At 39.7% G+C, this 19934-nt stretch carries 16 protein-coding genes; 11 read left to right on the top strand and 5 right to left on the bottom strand.

Going from position 1 to position 19934, the window contains the following annotated elements; all coding sequences use genetic code 11:
* The first annotated feature begins 12 nt into the window (after window positions 1-12).
* The 8 genes from ACK4HU_RS16770 to ACK4HU_RS16735 all read left to right on the top strand — a co-directional run bounded on the left by ACK4HU_RS16770 (window position 13) and on the right by ACK4HU_RS16735 (window position 9584).
* The gene (locus ACK4HU_RS16770; protein ID WP_409808689.1) at window positions 13-2781 is read left to right on the top strand and encodes a carboxypeptidase-like regulatory domain-containing protein; all 2769 of its coding nucleotides are present in this window, start codon (window positions 13-15) and stop codon (window positions 2779-2781) included.
* Window positions 2782-4830 (top strand): peptidase domain-containing ABC transporter, encoded by a 2049-nt coding sequence (locus ACK4HU_RS16765; RefSeq protein WP_409808796.1) that lies wholly within the window; start codon window positions 2782-2784, stop codon window positions 4828-4830.
* A gap of 9 nt (window positions 4831-4839) precedes the next feature.
* Window positions 4840-5049, top strand: coding sequence for a hypothetical protein (locus tag ACK4HU_RS16760; protein ID WP_409808688.1), 210 nt, complete (start codon window positions 4840-4842; stop codon window positions 5047-5049).
* 2 nt (window positions 5050-5051) lie between these two features.
* The gene (locus ACK4HU_RS16755; RefSeq protein ID WP_409808687.1) at window positions 5052-5618 is read left to right on the top strand and encodes a biotin/lipoyl-binding protein; all 567 of its coding nucleotides are present in this window, start codon (window positions 5052-5054) and stop codon (window positions 5616-5618) included.
* Window positions 5619-5726: 108 nt separating this feature from the next.
* Window positions 5727-6356 carry an HlyD family efflux transporter periplasmic adaptor subunit gene (locus ACK4HU_RS16750; protein ID WP_409808686.1) on the top strand — a complete coding sequence of 210 codons (630 nt, stop codon included), beginning with the start codon at window positions 5727-5729 and terminating at the stop codon, window positions 6354-6356.
* A complete protein-coding gene (locus ACK4HU_RS16745) occupies window positions 6357-7997 on the top strand; it encodes a DUF6734 family protein (RefSeq protein ID WP_409808685.1) in 1641 nt (546 codons plus the stop codon).
* Between the two features lie 121 nt (window positions 7998-8118).
* Entirely contained in the window at window positions 8119-8373 is a 255-nt protein-coding gene (locus ACK4HU_RS16740; protein WP_409808684.1) for a hypothetical protein, read from the top strand.
* Window positions 8370-9584, top strand: coding sequence for a hypothetical protein (locus tag ACK4HU_RS16735; protein WP_409808683.1), 1215 nt, complete (start codon window positions 8370-8372; stop codon window positions 9582-9584). Before ACK4HU_RS16740 ends, ACK4HU_RS16735 begins: the two co-directional genes overlap by 4 nt.
* 557 nt (window positions 9585-10141) lie before the next feature.
* Here ACK4HU_RS16735 and ACK4HU_RS16730 read toward each other — a convergent pair.
* From ACK4HU_RS16730 to rplU, 5 genes are all read right to left on the bottom strand, one after another.
* On the bottom strand, window positions 10142-10471 hold the full coding sequence (locus ACK4HU_RS16730) for a type II toxin-antitoxin system RelE family toxin (protein ID WP_409808681.1): 330 nt from the start codon (window positions 10469-10471) through the stop codon (window positions 10142-10144).
* A complete protein-coding gene (locus tag ACK4HU_RS16725) occupies window positions 10461-10667 on the bottom strand; it encodes a hypothetical protein (protein ID WP_409808680.1) in 207 nt (68 codons plus the stop codon). Before ACK4HU_RS16725 ends, ACK4HU_RS16730 begins: the two co-directional genes overlap by 11 nt.
* Before the next feature lie 410 nt (window positions 10668-11077).
* Window positions 11078-14140 carry a VPS10 domain-containing protein gene (locus ACK4HU_RS16720; protein ID WP_409808678.1) on the bottom strand — a complete coding sequence of 1021 codons (3063 nt, stop codon included), beginning with the start codon at window positions 14138-14140 and terminating at the stop codon, window positions 11078-11080.
* 254 nt (window positions 14141-14394) lie between these two features.
* A complete protein-coding gene (rpmA, locus tag ACK4HU_RS16715) occupies window positions 14395-14655 on the bottom strand; it encodes a 50S ribosomal protein L27 (RefSeq protein ID WP_409808677.1) in 261 nt (86 codons plus the stop codon).
* A gap of 34 nt (window positions 14656-14689) precedes the next feature.
* Window positions 14690-15001, bottom strand: coding sequence for a 50S ribosomal protein L21 (rplU, locus tag ACK4HU_RS16710; protein WP_409808675.1), 312 nt, complete (start codon window positions 14999-15001; stop codon window positions 14690-14692).
* A 587-nt stretch (window positions 15002-15588) separates the two neighbouring features.
* Here rplU and ACK4HU_RS16705 point away from each other — a divergent pair.
* The 3 genes from ACK4HU_RS16705 (at window position 15589) to ACK4HU_RS16695 (ending at window position 19522) form a co-directional block, all read left to right on the top strand.
* Entirely contained in the window at window positions 15589-16569 is a 981-nt protein-coding gene (locus tag ACK4HU_RS16705; RefSeq protein WP_409808674.1) for a ribonucleotide-diphosphate reductase subunit beta, read from the top strand.
* A gap of 37 nt (window positions 16570-16606) precedes the next feature.
* Window positions 16607-19003: a ribonucleoside-diphosphate reductase subunit alpha gene (locus tag ACK4HU_RS16700; RefSeq protein ID WP_409808672.1), complete on the top strand. Its 2397-nt coding sequence runs from the start codon at window positions 16607-16609 to the stop codon at window positions 19001-19003.
* 78 nt (window positions 19004-19081) lie between these two features.
* The gene (locus tag ACK4HU_RS16695; protein ID WP_409808670.1) at window positions 19082-19522 is read left to right on the top strand and encodes a DUF1569 domain-containing protein; all 441 of its coding nucleotides are present in this window, start codon (window positions 19082-19084) and stop codon (window positions 19520-19522) included.
* Window positions 19523-19934: the final 412 nt, after the last annotated feature.

Here is a 19934-nt window from a genome sequence, read left to right as displayed (position 1 = left end):
GACTGGCTCCCTTTGAAACATCTATTTTTTATCTTCTTGCTTTTTTCATTTGGAAGCATAACCGCTCAGACAGTCAGCGGAGTAGTGCGGGAAAAAGGCTCTGGCCTCCCGCTCCCTTTTGCTAATGTCTTTGTCAACAATACCACACAGGGGATCGCCACAGACGAGGAGGGCAGATTTACTCTATCGGGAAATTTCCCATTAGAGATCGAATTGGTGGCTTCTTTCATGGGCTTTGTGACTCAAGTAAAAACAATATCCTTTGTTGAGAATAAAGAAGTTGAGGTGTTTTTTGAGCTGGCTTTTAATGAGTCCAATCTTTCGGAAGTCGAACTGAAGGCCAAACGCGATAAATCTTGGGAGCGGAATTTTCGAAAATTTGAAAATGTTTTTTTGGCATTGCCTGATGACCCTTATAAATCCCAGATAGAAATTTTAAACCCTTGGGTAATAGAATATGAAAAAATAAATCCTGAAAAGGAGGCGAATTACATCAGAGCATATGCAAAGGAACCACTCCTAATAAAAAACGAAGTACTCGGATATGAGATTGAATATCATTTGGAAGATTTCAGAATGTTACGAACTGGATCTAGATTTTCAGGTCAGGTATTTTTTAGGTCACTTAATTCATCTGATTCACGAGAACAAATTAAGTGGGAACAAGCTCGGCAATCAAGCTATATTAGTTCGCTTAGGCATCTAAACCAATCTATTTTATTGAACATAACAGATTCGGTTTATTTTGAAATGTTTAGAGTGGTATCTGGGCAATTAGATCGTAGAAGGACTAATGTGTTTAACTTAGAATTAAACGAGACTATTATCCCCTTGGAAAACAGTTCTATCTTGAGAAGACCACTAGGAGACAAGACTTTTAGAATTTTTCTTCCTGACAAAATTGAAATTCATCATTTGGAAAAAAAATGGGGGAATGATTACTATAAAGATATCCTCACCCCAATTAGCTGGATAGAAGCTCCTGATGGTTATTACGATATTGATCGAAATGGAGTACTTATCGACCCAACTAAGTTAATGTTGTCAGGTTATTTGGCACGAGAGCGGGTGGCAAGAGCACTTCCACTTGACTTTGAAGTCAAATCTACTTTGGCATTAAGTAATGAAAAATCACAAGTTTCAAATTCAAAGGCTGAATTTCAAATCAATAAACTCCGGGAAAAAGTCTGGCTGACCACAAGTAAGCCCTATTTCTATCCCGGAGAGACAGCCTGGATTGGAGGGAGAGTACTTTACCAAGATCAATTTTTGGCGGATTCGCTGAGTCGGGTACTCTATGTGGATATCCTCAAAGCGAATAATGAGATCGTGCAGTCGGCTACTTTTCCGATTTTGCAGGGTAAAATCTCAGGTGCGCTGGTGTTGGCTCAGGATTTAGGTCCAGGAGACTTTGGACTGAGAGCTTATACCCATTGGAATCGTAATTTTCCCGAAAGTGATCAATTTATAGCTCCTTTTGTTGTGATGGAGGCTGGCTTTATACCTGAAGTGACAGAAGCAGCAAAAGAATCCTTTCCAAGGAACATAAAGGTTAAATCAGATGCTGAGCTCAGTGATTCGCTGAACTATCGTATGATGAATTTACAGTTGACCTTTATGGATGAATTTGATAACCCTATTGCCGCAGAATTTGTGCTCTCAATCTCAGATGTGGATCAGGTGACGGAATTGACTGAAGGGAGTAGCTTGGAGCAAGCGATGGACTGGTTGGACAAAGCCCTGCCAGAAAGTTTTGAGAGTGGTCTGAACTATCCTGTAGAGTATGGAATCTCCATTCGAGGTAAGTATGTGCCGGATAATCGTCGGCAACCCTTGATCACCCCAATTACAATAGTCCAAGGAGACTTGGAAGATTTTGGTCAGGTTCTTCCAGATTCGGCAGGAAACTTTTGGGCCACCGGATTAAACTTTCAGGACACTGCCCAGATTGCAATTGCGGCTGTGAATGAGAAACTTCGTCCCATTGGATCAGTGAAGCTAAATCCCATAGACAAGCCGAATTTTAATTTGACTTTCCCAAAGCTTCTCTACCGGAAAGTTACCATTCCAACTGAGGAATATTTTTTAGATACCTCAGGGGATTACATTCTTTTGGAAGAGTTTGTAAAAGAGGAAACTCGAGAGAGAGAAACCATGGCCGAGCGAAATTATGGATATGGAGCACCAACCCAAGAAGTTGGTCCAAAAGAATTGGAAAAACTAACAATGGAAGAAATTTTAGGATTACTTCGATTAAATAAAAACACAGCAAAATTTGGAAACTATAATTTTGGTGAAACCGTTGGTGCTCCCCTTTTAATTTTCGACGGATCACCTAGGCCATATATGCAAAGTGGAGAATTATTGGATTTTCTACTTAATTCAATAGAGCCGTCTCAACTCTTATCCATCAAAGTTTATTCAGACAATATTAGTAAAGCTGTTTTTGGGATGGCTGGATATGCAGGGGTAATTATGATTGAGACTAAAAAGGGTTTTAGAATAAACCCTGAAATCAAAACAAAATTCAATTCCGAAGGCTTTCAGTTTTTTCCCATTCCCGGTATCACTGCATTTCCTGAATTTCCGCGAAATCCTCCCGCTGATCAATACCTTCGAAAAAAACCTACCATCTTTTGGGATCCGCTTGCGGAAACCACCGATGGAGTATTTGAGGTGAAAATCAAGGTTCCGTATGGCATCGATCGCTTTCGAATCAAAGTAGAGGGCAGAAGTTTGGATGGAGAAGTGATATTTGAAATAATTGAAATAAATAAATAGATATTTTTTGGTCAAAAAAATGTATTTTTCAAGTTTTACTTTTCTCTATTTATAGACAAATCAAATTTTGATAAAAACTTTCCCCATTACAAACAACCCGACTCCAAAGACTGTGGTCCAACCTGTCTTCGGATTATTGCCAAACACTATGGCAAGCTAATTTCCCTGAAGGAAATCCGGGAAATATCGGAGACGACACGGGAAGGAAGCAGCCTACTGAAGCTTAGTGAGGCGGCTGAAGACATGGAGTTTAAGACCATCGGCGCCAAGTTGAGTTTTGATAAGCTAAAACAAGCACCTCTGCCATTGATCGTCCATTGGGACAAGCAGCACTTTGTGGTCGTGTATCGAATCAGAAAAGATACCGTCTATATTTCTGATCCTGCTTATGGTTTGATCTCGTATTCAAAGGCAGAGTTTATCACCAGATGGATCGGTAATAATACCGATGAGCATACCAAGGAAGGAGTCACACTCCTACTGGAACCTACCCTTGCCTTCAGAAAAATGAAATGGGAGGATACCGAAAAACGTTCGCTCACTTTCCTGTTCAAATATCTCTTCAACTATAAAAACCTGATTGCTCAGTTGGCCATCGGGTTGCTGGTGGGAAGTCTGTTGCAGTTGATTTTTCCCTTCCTCACCCAAAGCATTGTAGATGTGGGGATCCAAAATCAAGATGTCAACTTTATCTACTTGGTTCTATTTGCGCAGATCATGCTGTTTTTGGGCAGAATGAGTGTGGAAATACTTCGAAGTTGGATTTTGCTGCACCTGACTACTAGGATCAATATTTCTTTGGTTTCTGACTTTTTCATCAAGCTGATGAATCTTCCCATTTCTTACTTTGATACCCGTATGACAGGGGATATCATGCAGCGAATAGGCGATCATCGCAGGATTGAGAACCTTTTGACAGGCACCACGCTCAATACTCTATTTTCTTTCTTCAATCTGATTGTTTTTGGAGCGGTTTTGGTCTATTACAGTTTGACGATTTTTTTGATCTTTCTTGGAGGAAGCGTGCTTTACCTTGTTTGGGTGCTGTTTTTTTTGAAGCGCCGTAGGGAGCTTGATTACAAACGCTTTGCGCAAATGAGCCAGGAACAGAGTACCGTGATCGAGCTGATCAATGGCATGCAGGAAATCAAAATGCACAATGCAGAAAAGCAGAAGCGTTGGAGCTGGGAATTTGTACAGGCCAGACTGTTTCAGGTATCCATTCAGTCTTTATCCCTAGAGCAGACCCAGCAGGTAGGTTCATCCGTGATCAACGAGCTCAAAAACATATTGATCACCTTCACTTCTGCTGTTCTCGTGATCGAAGGAAACCTGACCTTGGGGATGATGTTGGCTCTACAATACATCATCGGACAGTTGAATAGCCCCATCAATGAGTTGGTAGGATTTGTCCGATCTTATCAGGACGCTACAATCAGTCTGGAAAGACTCAATGAAATCCATGATAAGGAAGATGAAGAAAATTCTGAAGCGCAGTTGGTCAGGACAGTTAGACCGGGTGAAGCCCTGGAAGTCAAGAACCTGTCCTTTCGGTATGTAGGTGCTGAGGACCCAGTATTGACAGGGATCAACCTAAGTTTTGAACCTAAAAAAATCACCGCAATAGTGGGTGCAAGTGGTAGCGGAAAGACCACTTTGATAAAACTTCTGCTAAAATTTTATGAGCCGAGCTCAGGGGAAATCTGCTATGGGAAGCATGATCTCAAAACAGTCAGTGCTAAAAGTTGGCGGGACGAATGTGGGGTGGTGATGCAGGAAGGCTATGTGTTCAATGATACCATTGCAGCCAATATAGCAGTGGGTCAGGATCGAATTGATCAGAAAAGGCTATTGGAAGCTGCTCAAATCGCAAATATTCTGGACTATATACAGTCGCTTCCTCTGGGATTCAATACAAAAATTGGAAATGAAGGAGTAGGAATGAGTACAGGACAGAAGCAACGCTTGTTTATCGCCCGAGCTATTTATAAAAATCCATCTATGCTCTTTTTTGACGAAGCTACCTCCGCTCTGGATGCCAAAAATTAACGTGAGGTCATGGAAAATCTAAACAAGTTTATGCAGGGCAAAACGGTTTTTATCATTGCCCACCGATTGAGCACTGTTCGAAATGCCGATCAGATTATTGTTATTGATAAAGGAAAAATAGTAGAACAGGGACCTCATGTGGAATTGGTTAATTCAAAAGGCATCTATTATGATCTGGTAAAAAACCAGCTCGAACTTGAAAAGATAAACGTAAACTGATCATGCCCGTAACTCCTAGCCAAAACGATAACCTACATCTTCGCTCGGAGGAGGTTCAGGAGATCATTTCCAGGCCTCCTGCATGGCTGATACGGTGGGGCATTACCTTGGTTTTTATTATGGTTTCCCTTTTGATAGGATTGTCCTTTCTGATCAGGTATCCTGATTTTGTGGAGGCCAAAGTTTTGGTGACCACCGCTGACCCAACAGAACGTATATCCGCTCGTTTCTCAGGGCAAATTGAGCACTTATTTGTCAAAAATGGAGATAAGGTAAAAGTTGGGCAGCCTTTGGCAGGAATCAAGAGTACAGCTAAGCTGGATGATGTGCTGTATTTGAAAGCCAAATTAGAAGAAGAGCTCTTTGTCAAGGAGAATGACTTTTTATTTCCTGTTGAATTGCTTTCTGAATTGGTTCTTGGAGAGATGGGTTTGACGTTATTGGAATTTGAAAGAACCTATATGGAGTATCGATTGATCAGAGAACTCCAGCCCTTTGCCGGACAACTAGAAGGCACAAAAGCATCCATAGAGGAAATCAAAAAACGGATCAGCAGTCAGCAATCTTAAAAAGAATCACTTAGCAGAAGACTTTCATTAGCCAAAATCGACTACGAGCGTAACAGAAACCTCCATCAGCAAGGGGTCATTGCAGACAAGGATTTTGAATCCCGAGAAATGGAATATTTACAGATGGAAGAACAGGTCAATCAAATGGCAATATCCATTTCTCAATTGCAGGAGACACTGAATACGGCAAATCAGACGATTAAAAACACCAATATCAATAGGGAGGAAGAGGAAGCCCGATCTTTGAAAGCCTTGATCCAATCTTACCAAGGAATAAAAAGAAGTTTACGGGATTGGGAATACTTGTATCTAATGAAATCATCAATCAATGGTGTAGTCAGTTTCCAGAAGATTTGGGGAACTAACCAACAAGTCAATTCTGGTGAATTAATCTTTACGGTCTTGCCTGACAACAAAACGGAACTAATGGGAGCCATGAAAATAACGGCTCAAAATGCCGGAAAAGTGAGCATTGACCAAAAGGTATTGATCAAATTGGATAATTATCCTTTTCTCGAATATGGAGCTTTGATCGGGAAGATTTCCAGCATTTCGGTGTCTCCGGATGAAGAGTTCAACTATTTGGTATATGCCACTCTACCCGACGGGACCATGACTTCTTTCAATAGGGAAATTCCATTTACCCAAGAACTATTGGGAAATGCCGAAATCATCACCGAAGAACTGAGTGTGGCAGAGCGCTTATTTTTCAAGTTCAGGTCAATCATGGTGTACTAGATGAAGATTGTTCACACATTTTGGATTGACGAAGGGAAAAACCCCTTGAAAGATAGTTTTGGATGGTGCAGTGCTCCGTATCATTTGATGAGTTGGGCACTTAGTTGCCTACAGCTACATCAATTTTACGAAGACTTGGAATTGATTACCGATAGGAAGGGAAAAGTGTTGCTGATTGATCAATTGCAATTACCGTATAAAAAGGTAAGAATTGAACTGGATGATGTAGGCTTAGTTCAAATTCCCGGCTTATGGGTGATGAAAAAAATATATTCCTATACCCGCCATGAAGAAGCTTTCCTCAATGTGGACGGGGATGTTTTTGTTTATGCCCCATTTCCCAAGGAACTTCTTTCTGGCAAACTGATAGCCCAAAACATTGAGCAAGATTTTGATTACTACAAAGAGTTGGTCGAGCTCGTCGGCGATTCTTTTCCATTTGTCCCAAAGCCGATTAAAGAACAGATCGACAATAGAAAGGAAATTCAAGCCAGTAATGCAGGAATCTTGGGAGGAAATGAATATGGATTTTTTAAAAGATATTATCAAGTTGCAGAAGAGTTTATAAACAGAAATCACGAGCAGATCAATTCTTTAAGCTCTATGCAGATTGGAAATTTTAATCAGTTAGTAGAGCAGTATATGTTCCATTGCTTAAGTAATGGTCAAGGCCTCAAAGTGAGCTACCTTTTGGGTCCTGTTTACGACCCCTCCTATTTGGAAGCATTTGGTAATTTTCATCACTTACCAGCCAAATCCGCCTATATTCATACCCTAGGTGATTATAAGAAAAGCGGTTGGGTTTGTGACCAGCTAGCGCATCGATTACGACTGGATTATCCGGAATACTTTGCTAGGGTAATGGGTCTATTTGAAAAAGATGGAATAGCGTCTTATGAAAAAACAGTTCCAGACGCTTCAGCGGGTCTGCCAATTACTATACAAAGATTTACTTCCAACTACTTATCAGAACCTGAAACCGAACAATTTTATAGAACCAATCAAGTCCTATCTTCCATTTGTGAAAAAGAAGGCATTTCCGTGGATAGGGATAAATTCACCATTTCTGAATTGAAAGGCTATTTAGGTGGGAAATTGACTGATGAACTTACCCTCAGGGTTTTGGATGATGTTTATGAGTTTGAGCAGGAGAAGCTTAGATTAATCAGATCATTATATGAGAAAAACTCTGAGATGGAGGCTGGGTTTCCACCTATCCAATCTGCCAACCAAGTGTTGAAGAATAAATGCTGGCAAGAAATGGCCGAGCTTAAATTGGCTTCATATTGTAAATCAATCCTTTCTGAATGGGATTGGTCTCAAAATTCCGTTTTGTTTACTCGAGTCAAAATAAATAACATTGAAAATAATCTCTTACTTCCTCCTCATTTTTTTCAAACGATACTGCTTTGGGATAGGCACCATCAGGAAGTCATCGAATATCTCTTAGGGCCTATTGAATCCTACCTTTTGTCTATCCTCAAAGAAGATGACTATACCTCAATGAGTGAGTTGGTGGATAAAGTTTCTACATTTTTTGAATTGGTAGATGAAAAACAAATTCTGGAAATGATGGATGAAGAGATTCGTTTTTTAGCATACAGCGGAGTGATAATTTTAAGGGAAATAGTGGATACCTAATTCAGTAAATATTTACTGAAAATTAGTAAATATGGTATAGGTATTAACTAAATAAGCAAATAATTTAGGACCTAATGATCGGAAGTGCCGATCAAAATTCTTAAACATAAAAATATTTAACATGAAAAAGTTAAGTCTGGAAATGCTCCGACTGAGCACCAATGAGATCTTGGAAAGAAGTCAATTGAGTAAAATATTCGGTGGATCGAACGGTGATCCAGTGATGATAATGTGTGATTGTACAACATCATCAGGAGGAAGTACTTACGCTACATGCACCGAGGATCTAGTAAACCAAGGTGGGAATAAGTGTTGCTCGGCAAGTTATGAAAGTAGTTCACAACAATCCAATTGTGGACCAACTTTTGGTGGTTGAATAAAAATACAATAATTGTGGAGGGGACGGATTCTCGTCTATCCCCTCCTATAAATCTTGATCAAATGAGAATATTGCAATTTTTCCTTCTGGCTTTTGTATTTCTTTCATGTACCGAATATAAAAATAATGATAATAAAATATCTAAACAATTAAAATTAGTGAATTTTATTAAGATAGAAATCCCTTATGAATTTGGCTTCGTTTCAAAATCTCAAAGTGATGGGTATTTGCTTGCATACAGTTATGTGGATGCTTTATTTTATATTTTAAACACCGAAGGCCATGTGCTTTCAAACTTTAAGGGAAGAGGGGAAGGGCCTAAGGAATATTCAGGAATTCTTCCTTTTGCAGGTATTCATGATAAAAAAGTATTTTTTCTTGATCATCAAAACCTTTATTTATTTTCCATAAGCGGAGATTTTCAATCCGTTACTCCTTATAATGATCCTTTAGTAAGCAGCTTTGGAGGAATACCTAATTCAGAGTTGTTTTTCCTAAATGACAGTTCATTTATTATTCCAAATGTTCATATAGGTGATCTAGCTAAGCGGTCAGATAAAATTGCTATTTTAGATACTATTCCTGTTTGGATAAGATATAATTTTTCCTCGAAAAGTCAGTACTTTGAACGGGCTGAAGTTGGATTATTTGATAAAAATTCACCTTTTTTCGAGGGAATAACTTTCAATAATTATAGATCACACTTTATACTAAATGAAGGATCAATTATTCAAATACCAATAATAGGGCAGGATTTATTCAAATATGATTTAAAACTTAGCAATCAAATCGAAAAAATAAAGTTAAATATTCCCAATTTTAAATTCCAAAGTGGTTTAGAGGAAGATAGAGTTACACTAGACAATTATAAATTGTTTAACCGGATGGCAGAAGAGAGTAGTTTTATAAGCTTCGTTGTTAATTTGAACGAAAAGAATTTATTTTTATTATATTCTGTCTATGAGACTAAGAACCAAAATGGTGATAGTATTAGCTCAAAAAATTCCTTTAAAAACCAATTTTTTGGATTCTATTTTGATCTAGTGACCGGTCAAGGAACTCAGATTCCTCTGCCTCATAATGGCTCAGACTCTTTTTATAAAAGGGTAATCTACCTCGGAGAAAGTAAATTTCTTTTCGTTCTAGAAAATGAGATCGAAAGGGACTTTCACATAGGTGAAATTTACAAACTTGTGGATATTTACTAAGTTATTTTCTATTTGGGTTTAAATCTTAAAAAGGGGTTCTACCACGAATTTAATGGAGAACTAACGAATTCGCGAGACAACCCTTTAGATGAATCTCATAAATCATTGAATTTCAGGAAAAAACAAGCCTCTTAATATTGGCTATAATGTATTTAAGAAAACCAGATATATATATTCCACTAACTTAAGGGTAGAACCTAAAAAGGAAGATATTTTGAGTTGAATAAAAATCAAACCTAAAAAAATGTTTCTAATAGATTCTAATTTTTACCTTACTGCTTCTTTTGACGATGAGCCGGGTTTCCTGATTTTCAGGAATCCTTTTTAAAGGTTTTGATTCTTCTCTAAGCGATTGAAATATTCAAGAGTTTTGATCAGTATAGACCTGTCAGGTTTTCAAAACCTGACAGGTCTGATTGTCAAAAGGTCTCCCTGCTTTTCCGACTTCCCATCGACCTGTAAAGACACTGAAATTATGCTAGGGGAGGAAAAAACTTATCAATCAATAAAGTCTCTGGGATAAAGAAAACAAGGCACAAGGATATCCTCTTGTCGTTCTATTGAGGGATATGTTTTAGGAGTTCGGCCAGTTCTCTGTCTGTCAGATTTTCCTGTTCGGATTTGTCGTAAATGGAAATCAGAAAAACAGTTTCATCGGCAATCACAAAATTGGTAATGACCCTTGCCCCACCCGATTTGCCTTTTCCTTTCGAAGAAATGGCGATGCGTATTTTGTAACAGTTATTGCCAAGCTTAGTGCCTTGTTCGGGTTCTTGCGATAGACTTTCTAAAAGTTTTGCAAACTCATTTTTAAGCGAAGGGTATTTTTTTGCCAGTCGTTTAAGCTGCCTATCAAACGGCGGAATGGTAAGAACATTAAAGCTCATTCAACAAATCTTTTGCAGGACGAGCTTTTAGCTTTCCTTCTCGGACCAATGCGAGATTTTCAACAGCTTCTTTAATCTCCTCTATCAGCAAAGCCTTTTCCTCAGAAATGGTTTTCACTTTCACATACGATAGACCTTTTAATACTTCCAGTAAGTGAGTGGCTTTGTTGTCTTTTATGTCCAATAATACTTTCATTTTTAAATTCTTTAATAGGTGACACTCATTAGTTTGAAGAACACTTTCTTTTGAGATTTTTTTTAGAAAAGTGTTATCTATGGTTTACAAACGGGAATTTTTGGAACTCCGTCCACTTATTGAAACTAACGCTCCATTTGCAAAAGCGGTTCGCTCACTGCATTTAATTTAGTTCCCTTATTTTTAGATTCAAAAACTCAATCAAATATATATCCAACACATTAGTGATATGCTGTAAATTTATGTTTGTGTGGTCGCTTTTACCCATTTATAGGCGGATGTATTCATCGGGTTTATATAAGATTTTCATCAATTCTAGAACTGTCAGGTTTTTGAAACCTGACAGTTCTGAAAAAAAAAGCCTCCGAATTTCTCCTACCTCCGGCAGGCAGGACCGGAGGCCTTTTACATTACTTTTTGATTTCCAGTTTGGTTTTCATTTCCTCGATATTGAGCAATCTGGAAATTTGCTCCCGCTCAAGTTTTCGGAATCTGGCGAGTTGCACATCGATCTTTTCAGTCAACTCTTGCCTTACTTCCACCGCGCCGTCAGTTGGCTTGTAATCCCCATTTCCAACAACCGAATTGAGGTGAGCCAATTTATTGTTCAGCCTGATTGGGAAGTTGAGTGGATCCTGACCACTTCGGTTTTTAGTCTGGTAGAGCGTCTCCTCGATTTCTTGCATTTCTGCCTGTATGGTTTTGAGATTTCTTGGTTTTCTTTTCAAAGAATCCAGTTCACTACGGTAAGCTCTGATAAGTTTGATCGTTTCGTGAGTTTCCGTGAGTTTGTCTCTTACTCCCAAAAGGAAGTCATACTGTTCAGCTAATTCAGCCTGAGTCGATTCATAGCGAGGATCCGCTAGTACTTTGAAGCTTTCCTCCTGAGTTTGGCCATCAATTGTCAGTCGAACTTTGTAAGTACCTGGAATAACCTTTGGTCCACGAAGATTTCCTGACCACATGATCAAGCCTTCAAACCCGACAGCATTTTCAACTCTTAGGTTCCAGTTAAATTCATTAGATCCCTCTTTCACTTTCAGTGTATCTCCATTTATTCCTTTGGTAGAAAAAGCTCTTAGCGGCTTATTGCCGCTATCAAAGAATTCAATTTTCAGTTCTTCTTTTGGCTTTTCCTTCAGGAAATAATACATCAAAACACCGCCCGGTCGATTGGTTCCGGTGGTTGCGCTTGTTCGCTTTACTCCATCTATTCTGTAAGAATCCTGAGGTTTGAACAAGTGAAATGCTTTATTCTCAATTCCCGGTTCGGCCTGATGCAAAACCGTCAAATCATCAATGATCCAAAATGATCGACCTTGAGTCGCTGCAATTAAGTTGTTTTCTTTGATCGCTAAGTCAGTAATTGGTGTGATCGGAAGATTCAACTGCAAGGAATGCCAGCTTGAGCCATCGTCCTTGCTATAGTAGATTGCCGTTTCTGTTCCTGCATAGAGCATCCCCTTTTTTGCCGGGTCTGCTCTCACCACTCTGGTGAAATGTTCCGGATCGATTCCTGATGAGATCTTTGTCCAAGTCTTGCCATAGTCCTTTGTTTTGTACAGGTATGGTTCATAATTACCACTTTTATATCCTGTAGCTGCAAAATAAGCTTCACCGGCTGCAAATGGACTTGCTTCGATACTGTTGACCTGAAGCCACTCAGGCATGTCCTTCGGAGTTACATTCTGCCATGAGGCACCATTGTCCTGAGTTACATAGACAATACCATCATCCGAACCAGTCCAAATCACTCCTGCTTTTACCGATGATTCCGCTACAGTAAAGATGGTAGCATAGTACTCTACAGAGGTATTGTCCTTGGTGATTGGTCCACCGGAGGGTCCAAGTTTACTTTTATCATTTCTGGTCAAATCCGGAGAAAACACTTCCCAGCTTTGGCCTCCATTATTGGATCGATGCATCTGATTACTTGCAGTATAAAGCATCTTTGGATCATGTGGAGAAAAGAGTATGGGAAAATTCCACTGGAAGCGATACTTCATATCCTCAGCACCATGGCCCATCGGGTTATTAGGATAGACATTGACCGAGCGGGAAGTGCCAGTTCTGTGATTTTCTCTTGTCAAATAGCCGCCATACGAACCACCATATACGATGTCATTGTCCAAAGGATCAGGAGCGATCCATCCTGACTCACCTCCAGCAGTCGGTTCCCAATCACTTTCTGTGATGGCACCTCCATCATTTCTGTGTCGGATTCTTACCGTAGAATTATCCTGTTGTGCCCCATAAATTCGGTAAGGAAAACTGTTATCCGTAGTCACCCGGTAAAATTGAGATGTGGGTTGATTCATCATAGTAGACCAATTAGCACCACCATCATCAGAAACTTGAGCGCCACCGTCATCGGCAATTATCATGCGTTTACTGTTTTGTGGATCTATCCAGAGGTCATGATGATCACCATGTGGTGCATTTGCACCTTTGAAAGTCTTTCCTCCATCGGTGGACTTATGATAGCTTACATTCAGGACATAAAGCGTTTCCTCATCTTGTGTATCCGCATAGATTCGAGAATAATACCAAGCACGCTGACGAAGATTTCTGTCCTCATTTACTTTCTCCCAAGTTGATCCGGCATCTTTGGAGGTATAGACTCCTCCGTTTTCATTTTCAATGATTGCAAAAAGTCGATTTGGATTCACTGGGGAAACTGTCACACCCATAATTCCTAATAGACCTTTCGGGAAAGTTTCTTTTGCTGAAAGCTCATCCCATGTTTTTCCTCCATCAGAAGATTTAAACATTTTAGAACCAGGACCACCACTTTCAAGACTGTAAGGAGTTCGTTTGACTTCCCAAGTAGTGGTGTAGAGAATTTCAGGATTTTTTGGATCCAAAATCAAATCCACTGCACCAGCAACATCGTTGACAAAAAGCACTTTCTCCCAGTTCTTTCCACCATCTATTGATTTGAATACGCCACGGGTAGCATCAGGCTTGAAAATATCACCAAGTACTGCAGCATACACCACATCAGGATTTGTGGGATGAATTCGCAATCGAGAGATGAATCGGCTTTTGTCTAAACCTGCTCTTGCCCAAGTTTTACCGGCATCACTACTTTTCCAAACTCCATAACCAAAGGAAACATTGCCACGGACTGTTTTTTCACCACCGCCGGCATAGACTACAGATGTGTCACTTTCTGCCACAGCCACAGCTCCCATCGATCCACCAAAAAATCCATCTGAAACAGCTTTCCAGGTTTTTCCGGAATCTACAGTTTTCCAAATTCCCCCTCCTGTAGAGGCGAAATAATATGAACGGTCGCTTCCTTTGACACCGGTCACTCCATCAGCGCGACCACCTCGAAAGGGGCCGATTAAACGCCACTGAACAGCATCATAAATTTTAGGATCAGGGATTTCTTGGGCTTGCAGGTTGTTGCCTGTCAAAAGCAAAGTCAGGAAAATCCCTAACCAGCCGATTCGTAAATACTTCTTCATGTAAGGTAAGATTGGTGTTAATTCAATTTAAAAGTTAGAAGTAAGGAATTAACTATCCTAAAAAAAATGATTAGAGGTAATTTCCTTCATTTTATCTGTCTATAATTTGATTTTTAAAGGTCAGACCTGCCTGCCGGCCAGGCAGGTGGAATGCCCAAATTCATCTTTGCTCTTTGTGAAAAGATTTTTAATGGGCATTTCAAGGCAAAAAAAAAGCCTCTTCTTGCGAAGAGGCTCTAATTTTTTTCATACGGTTATGCTTCAGAAGGCAAAACGCTGACGTATGATCTGCCATCAGCTTTAGTTTTGAAGGTTACCACACCCTCTGCCAAAGCAAATAAAGTATGATCTTTCCCAACACCTACATTAAGGCCAGCATGATGCTTAGTGCCTCGTTGTCTGATGATGATATTACCGGCAATTACTGCCTCACCACCAAATTTCTTAACACCCAATCTTTTGGATTGAGAGTCTCTACCGTTTCTGGAACTACCTACACCTTTCTTGTGTGCCATGTTCTTATGTGTTTATGATTCCTTTTGGGGATTCTTACAGAGTAATATTTTCAATCAAAACTTTGGTGAAGTCCTGTCTGTGACCATTCTTCTTTTTGTAACCTTTTCTTCGCTTCTTTTTGAAGACGATAACTTTGTCACCTTTTACATGATCCAGGATTTTCCCGAATACCTTGGCTCCTGATAATAAAGGAGCTCCTACTGACACTGCGCCTTCAGCTTCCGCTAACAAGACCTGGTCAAATTCCACGGAAGCGCCAGCGTCGCCTTCTAGCTTGGGAGCATAGACGTACTGATCTTTTGTTACTTTGAACTGCTTTCCTGCGATGTTTACAATTGCGTACATGAGTATTTGATTCTTTTGCCGAAATCGGAGTGCAAATATAAGAAAGGTAATTAGAAGAAAAAAACATTCCTTGATAATCGATTTTACATTTCGTATCTGTGTTCGTTCTCATGAAGTCAAAAAGTTTGAAGAAACCAAAAAGCATCTTTTAATCTTCGAAATTGAATAAGTCTTTGATCAGATTTCAAGAGCAAAAAAAGTCAAGTGATTGATTATCAATTTCAATTTTATTCTACAAAAATATTGAATCTATTGACTGCGGGTCAAAAAATGAGTCAAAATAACTTGTGGAAAACTTTTTTTAAAATGTTGAAAATAATTCTAAACCCCCTAAATGGGCAAATTAATTAATTCTATACTTTATATTTATATATATATTTCATTGATTTAATGGTATTTATATATTATTTGACTTATAGTCAAAAACCTCTTTAAAGTAGTACTTTATCGATTTTTTTTTCAGTTTTTGCTTCACATATTTGTTTAAAGGCTGTTCTGAAAAGACAGCCTTTCCTTTCCCCAGCCCAGAAAGGGAAGTTAATTTGTGCCTTTTGGCAAATTAGAATAACAAAACAAAAGAGAGCAAGATGCAGCAGGAACCAATTTTAGTGTCAAACAACAACCGCTTTGTGCTATTCCCAATTCAGCACAATGACATTTGGCAGTATTACAAAAAAGCAGAAGCAAGTTTTTGGACGGCCGAAGAAATCGATTTGAGTCAAGATCTAAGTGATTGGAAGAATTTAAGTGATGGAGAACGCCATTTTATTTCTCACGTTTTGGCGTTCTTTGCCGCAAGCGACGGGATCGTCAATGAAAATCTTGCCGAGCATTTTGTTTCGGAAGTTCAGTATACGGAGGCCAAATTCTTCTATGGTTTTCAAATCGCAATGGAAAATATCCATTCTGAGACATATTCTTTACTAATCGATACTTATATAAAAGACAACGTTGAAAGAGATCGCCTTTTAAATGCGATCGAGCACATAGACTGCGTGAAAAGAAAAGCAGATTGGGCGCTACGTTGGATCGATAATGGAAATTTCCAAGAACGCCTCGTCGCTTTTGCGGCCGTTGAAGGTATATTTTTCTCAGGTTCGTTTTGTTCTATTTTCTGGATGAAAAAGCGAGGTCTGATGCCAGGCTTGACTTTCTCAAATGAATTGATCTCAAGAGACGAAGGGCTACACTGCGACTTCGCTTGTCATTTATACACAAAACACGTAATAAATCCCCTTCCGAAAGAGACTGTTCGTGATATCATCATGGATGCTGTTGCGATCGAAAAGGAATTTGTGACTGATGCACTCCCGGTCCGTCTTATTGGAATGAACTCCGATCTGATGTGTCAGTACATTGAATTCGTGGCAGACCGTCTTTTGATGGAATTAGGCTGTGAGAAAGTCTGGAACAGTACCAATCCATTCGATTTCATGGATATGATTTCCCTTCAAGGGAAAACCAACTTCTTCGAAAAGAGAGTTGGAGACTATCAAAAAGCTGGAGTTATGAAATCCACAGAGGTTGGCGAACCATCAAGTCGCTTCTCCATGGGCGAAGACTTCTAATCACCTATTTTTCCAACAATCCTAAAACCACCTCAGCATGCTTGTAGTAAAACGCGACGGAAGAAGAGAATCAGTAAGATTCGATAAAATCACAGCAAGGATCGAAAATCTTTGTTATGAGTTAGACCCAAAATTTATCCAACCTATTGAGGTTGCGAAAAAAGTAATTGATGGGTTATACGATGGAGTGACCACTTCAGAACTGGACAACCTAGCCGCTGAAGTATGCGCTTCCCTCACGGTGCGTCATCCGGATTACGCCATTCTCGCCGCCCGAATCGCAATATCAAACCTACACAAAACTACCAGTCAGTCTTTTTCTAACACCATGAAAAGACTGTACACTTATCTCAATCCTAAAACTGGGGGGAATGCCCAGTTGATCGATACAGAAGTTTATGGGATTATCAAAAAGAACGCAGCCCTCCTAGATGAAGCCGTTGATTATAAGCGAGACTTTGGCTATGATTACTTTGGATTCAAAACCCTTGAAAAAAGCTATCTAATCAGATTAGATGGCAAAGTAGTTGAAAGACCTCAGCACATGCTAATGAGAGTAGCTGTGGGCATTCACAAGGAAGATATTACTTCTGTAATCGAAACTTACAATCTCCTTTCCGAACGCTGGTTTACGCATGCGACACCAACCCTTTTCAACGCAGGTACTCCAAAACCACAACTTTCTTCCTGCTTCTTATTAACCATGAAGGATGACAGTATTGATGGAATTTATGACACTTTGAAACAGTGTGCTAAAATTTCCCAGTCTGCTGGAGGCATTGGACTTTCCATACACCATGTACGAGCTAAAGGAAGCTATATAAAAGGTACCAATGGAGTTTCCAATGGAATTGTCCCAATGTTGCGAAACTTTGATATGACGGCTCGTTATGTGGATCAAGGCGGAGGAAAAAGAAAAGGAAGCTTTGCCATCTACTTAGAACCATGGCACGCTGACATCAAGGATTTCTTGGAGCTAAAAAGAAATCACGGTAAAGAAGAAATGCGTGCTAGAGATTTATTCTATGCGCTTTGGATTCCGGATCTTTTCATGAAGCGAGTGGAGCAAAATGAAGATTGGTCACTTTTCTGCCCAAATGAGGCTCCTGGACTTTCAGATTGCCATGGTGAGGAATTCGAGCGATTGTATGAAAAATATGAGCGGGAAGGTCGCGCAAGAGAGACTATCAAGGCTCAAGAACTATGGTTTGAAGTTCTCGAATCTCAGATAGAGACTGGTACTCCTTACATGTTGTACAAAGATTCTGCAAACGGAAAGTCAAACCAGAAGAACCTCGGCACAATCAAGTCTTCAAACCTTTGCACAGAAATCATTGAATACACTGCACCTGATGAAGTGGCTGTTTGTAATCTGGCATCTTTGGCCCTTCCTAAGTTTGTCCAGGCTGGCAAAGACGGAAAGCTGTTCTTTGATCATGAGAAGCTTTATGAAATCACCAAGGTTGCAACAAAGAACCTCAACAAGGTAATTGATGTCAACTATTATCCTGTAGAAGAGGCGAGAAGATCAAACTTCAGACATCGTCCAATAGGTTTGGGGATTCAGGGTTTGGCAGATGCTTTTATCATGCTCAGGATGCCTTTCGACTCAGCTGAAGCTAGAGGATTGAATGAGGACATTTTCGAGACGATTTACTTTTCCGCTGTGGAAACTTCGATGGAGTTGGCCAGAACCCAAGGTACTTATGAAACCTATGAAGGCAGCCCTGCTTCCAAAGGAATTCTACAGTTTGACATGTGGGGAGTGACGCCGAAGTCAGGGAGATGGAATTGGAGTGAATTGAAGGAGAAAGTGAAGAAGTACGGCATGAGAAACTCTCTTCTTGTAGCGCCTATGCCAACTGCTTCAACTTCACAGATTTTGGGGAACAATGAATGCTTCGAGCCATATACCTCGAATCTTTACACTAGAAGAACACTTTCAGGAGAATTCATCATGGTCAATAAGCACTTGATGAAAGACTTGATCAATCTTGGATTATGGAATGATAACATGAGAAATAGATTGATTTCAACGAATGGATCTGTTTTGAATGTTCCTGGAATCCCTCAAAACATCAAAGACCTGTACAAAACTGTTTGGGAAATTTCTCAGAAAGTGATCATTGACATGGCTGCTGATCGAGGTGCATATATCTGTCAGTCGCAGAGCATGAATATCTTCATGCAGGATCCAAATTTTGGAAAATTGACTTCTATGCACTTCTATGCTTGGAAGAAAGGATTGAAAACTGGTATGTATTACCTTAGATCTCAAGCTGCCACTGCTGCGATTAAATTCACACTGGACAAGTCTTCCTTCGATCAGAAAGTAGAAAAGGTAAATGAAGCAGAAATTGCAAAAACACAGAAACAAGACGCCATAGCCTGCTCCTTGGATGATCCAGAGGGTTGCGAAATGTGCGGAAGTTAATAATTAAGAGTTCGTAAAATGGATAGAAAGGCGGTTGATCATATCAAACGCTTTTTTTATCTCAAAACAAAAACTAAAATGGATAGAGAATCAATAGTATCAAGATTAAAGAATCTGACGGAAGAAAGCCCAAGGGAATTCGGAATTATGACACCTCAACATATGGTAGAACATCTGATCCTGACTGTTAAACTTTCCTATGGACGAATTCAAATTCCTGAGTTTGAGCCAAACGAAAAGCAGCTGATGCAGAAACAGGCCTTGATTTATTCGGACATCTCCTTTCCAAGAGGAATAAGAGCTCCTGGTATTGGAGACCAATTGCTGGATCTTCGGTTCTCTGATTTAGATACTGCGAAATTAGAGCTTTTAAAAAGCCTGGATGATTACAGTACTTATTTTACTTCAAATCCAGAAGCCAAAACTGTCCATCCAAGATTTGGAAAATTAACCCATCAGGAATGGGAGCTTTTCCACCAGAAGCATTTTGAACATCACTTTGGACAATTTGGCATATAGAAAGTTCGACAATCTGCTCTAGTTCCCTAAATGCTTGCATGTCTTTGAGAGTATGCTATCGTTTTGACACTTTGCATGCGTTTGGAAGCAAGGGAGTTGAGAAGCATTGAATGGTAACTAGTTCATCGCTCTTGCTTCACACCTCTTGATACTTACGTCTTGATACTTGCCACTTTGAGGAAGCAGAGAAGTTAGGAAGTAGGTAGGCTGGAAGATTGTGAGCAGTAAGTGTTAGAAAGTAAGTGGTTCTTTGCTCTTGTTTCTAGCTTCTTGCTTCTTTGGTCTTGATACAAGCGTCTTGATACTTGATACTATCAAAAGCCTGGAAGTTAGGAGGTTAGGAAGTTGGTTTCGATCATCTTTGTCTCTTGTTTCTTGTTTCTAGCCTCTTGCTTCTGTCTTGATACTTACG

Origin of the sequence: Algoriphagus sp., assembly GCF_046296635.1 — a bacterium.
Classification (GTDB): domain Bacteria; phylum Bacteroidota; class Bacteroidia; order Cytophagales; family Cyclobacteriaceae; genus Algoriphagus.
Note: the sequence above shows the minus strand (reverse complement) of the source record. Positions and strands in the feature narration are given on the sequence as shown.

Bases quoted from the DNA above. Each gene is read 5' to 3' on its own strand.
- ACK4HU_RS16705 (WP_409808674.1), top strand. From the start codon at position 15,589: ATGCAGCAGGAACCAATTTTAGTGTCAAACAACAACCGCTTTGTGCTA.
- ACK4HU_RS16740 (WP_409808684.1), top strand. From the start codon at position 8,119: ATGAAAAAGTTAAGTCTGGAAATGCTCCGACTGAGCACCAATGAGATC.
- ACK4HU_RS16700 (WP_409808672.1), top strand. From the start codon at position 16,607: ATGCTTGTAGTAAAACGCGACGGAAGAAGAGAATCAGTAAGATTCGAT.
- ACK4HU_RS16695 (WP_409808670.1), top strand. From the start codon at position 19,082: ATGGATAGAGAATCAATAGTATCAAGATTAAAGAATCTGACGGAAGAA.
- ACK4HU_RS16755 (WP_409808687.1), top strand. From the start codon at position 5,052: ATGCCCGTAACTCCTAGCCAAAACGATAACCTACATCTTCGCTCGGAG.
- rplU (WP_409808675.1), bottom strand. From the start codon at position 15,001: ATGTACGCAATTGTAAACATCGCAGGAAAGCAGTTCAAAGTAACAAAA.
- ACK4HU_RS16745 (WP_409808685.1), top strand. From the start codon at position 6,357: ATGAAGATTGTTCACACATTTTGGATTGACGAAGGGAAAAACCCCTTG.
- ACK4HU_RS16720 (WP_409808678.1), bottom strand. From the start codon at position 14,140: ATGAAGAAGTATTTACGAATCGGCTGGTTAGGGATTTTCCTGACTTTG.
- ACK4HU_RS16750 (WP_409808686.1), top strand. From the start codon at position 5,727: ATGGAATATTTACAGATGGAAGAACAGGTCAATCAAATGGCAATATCC.
- ACK4HU_RS16730 (WP_409808681.1), bottom strand. From the start codon at position 10,471: ATGAGCTTTAATGTTCTTACCATTCCGCCGTTTGATAGGCAGCTTAAA.
- ACK4HU_RS16725 (WP_409808680.1), bottom strand. From the start codon at position 10,667: ATGAAAGTATTATTGGACATAAAAGACAACAAAGCCACTCACTTACTG.
- rpmA (WP_409808677.1), bottom strand. From the start codon at position 14,655: ATGGCACACAAGAAAGGTGTAGGTAGTTCCAGAAACGGTAGAGACTCT.
- ACK4HU_RS16760 (WP_409808688.1), top strand. From the start codon at position 4,840: ATGGAAAATCTAAACAAGTTTATGCAGGGCAAAACGGTTTTTATCATT.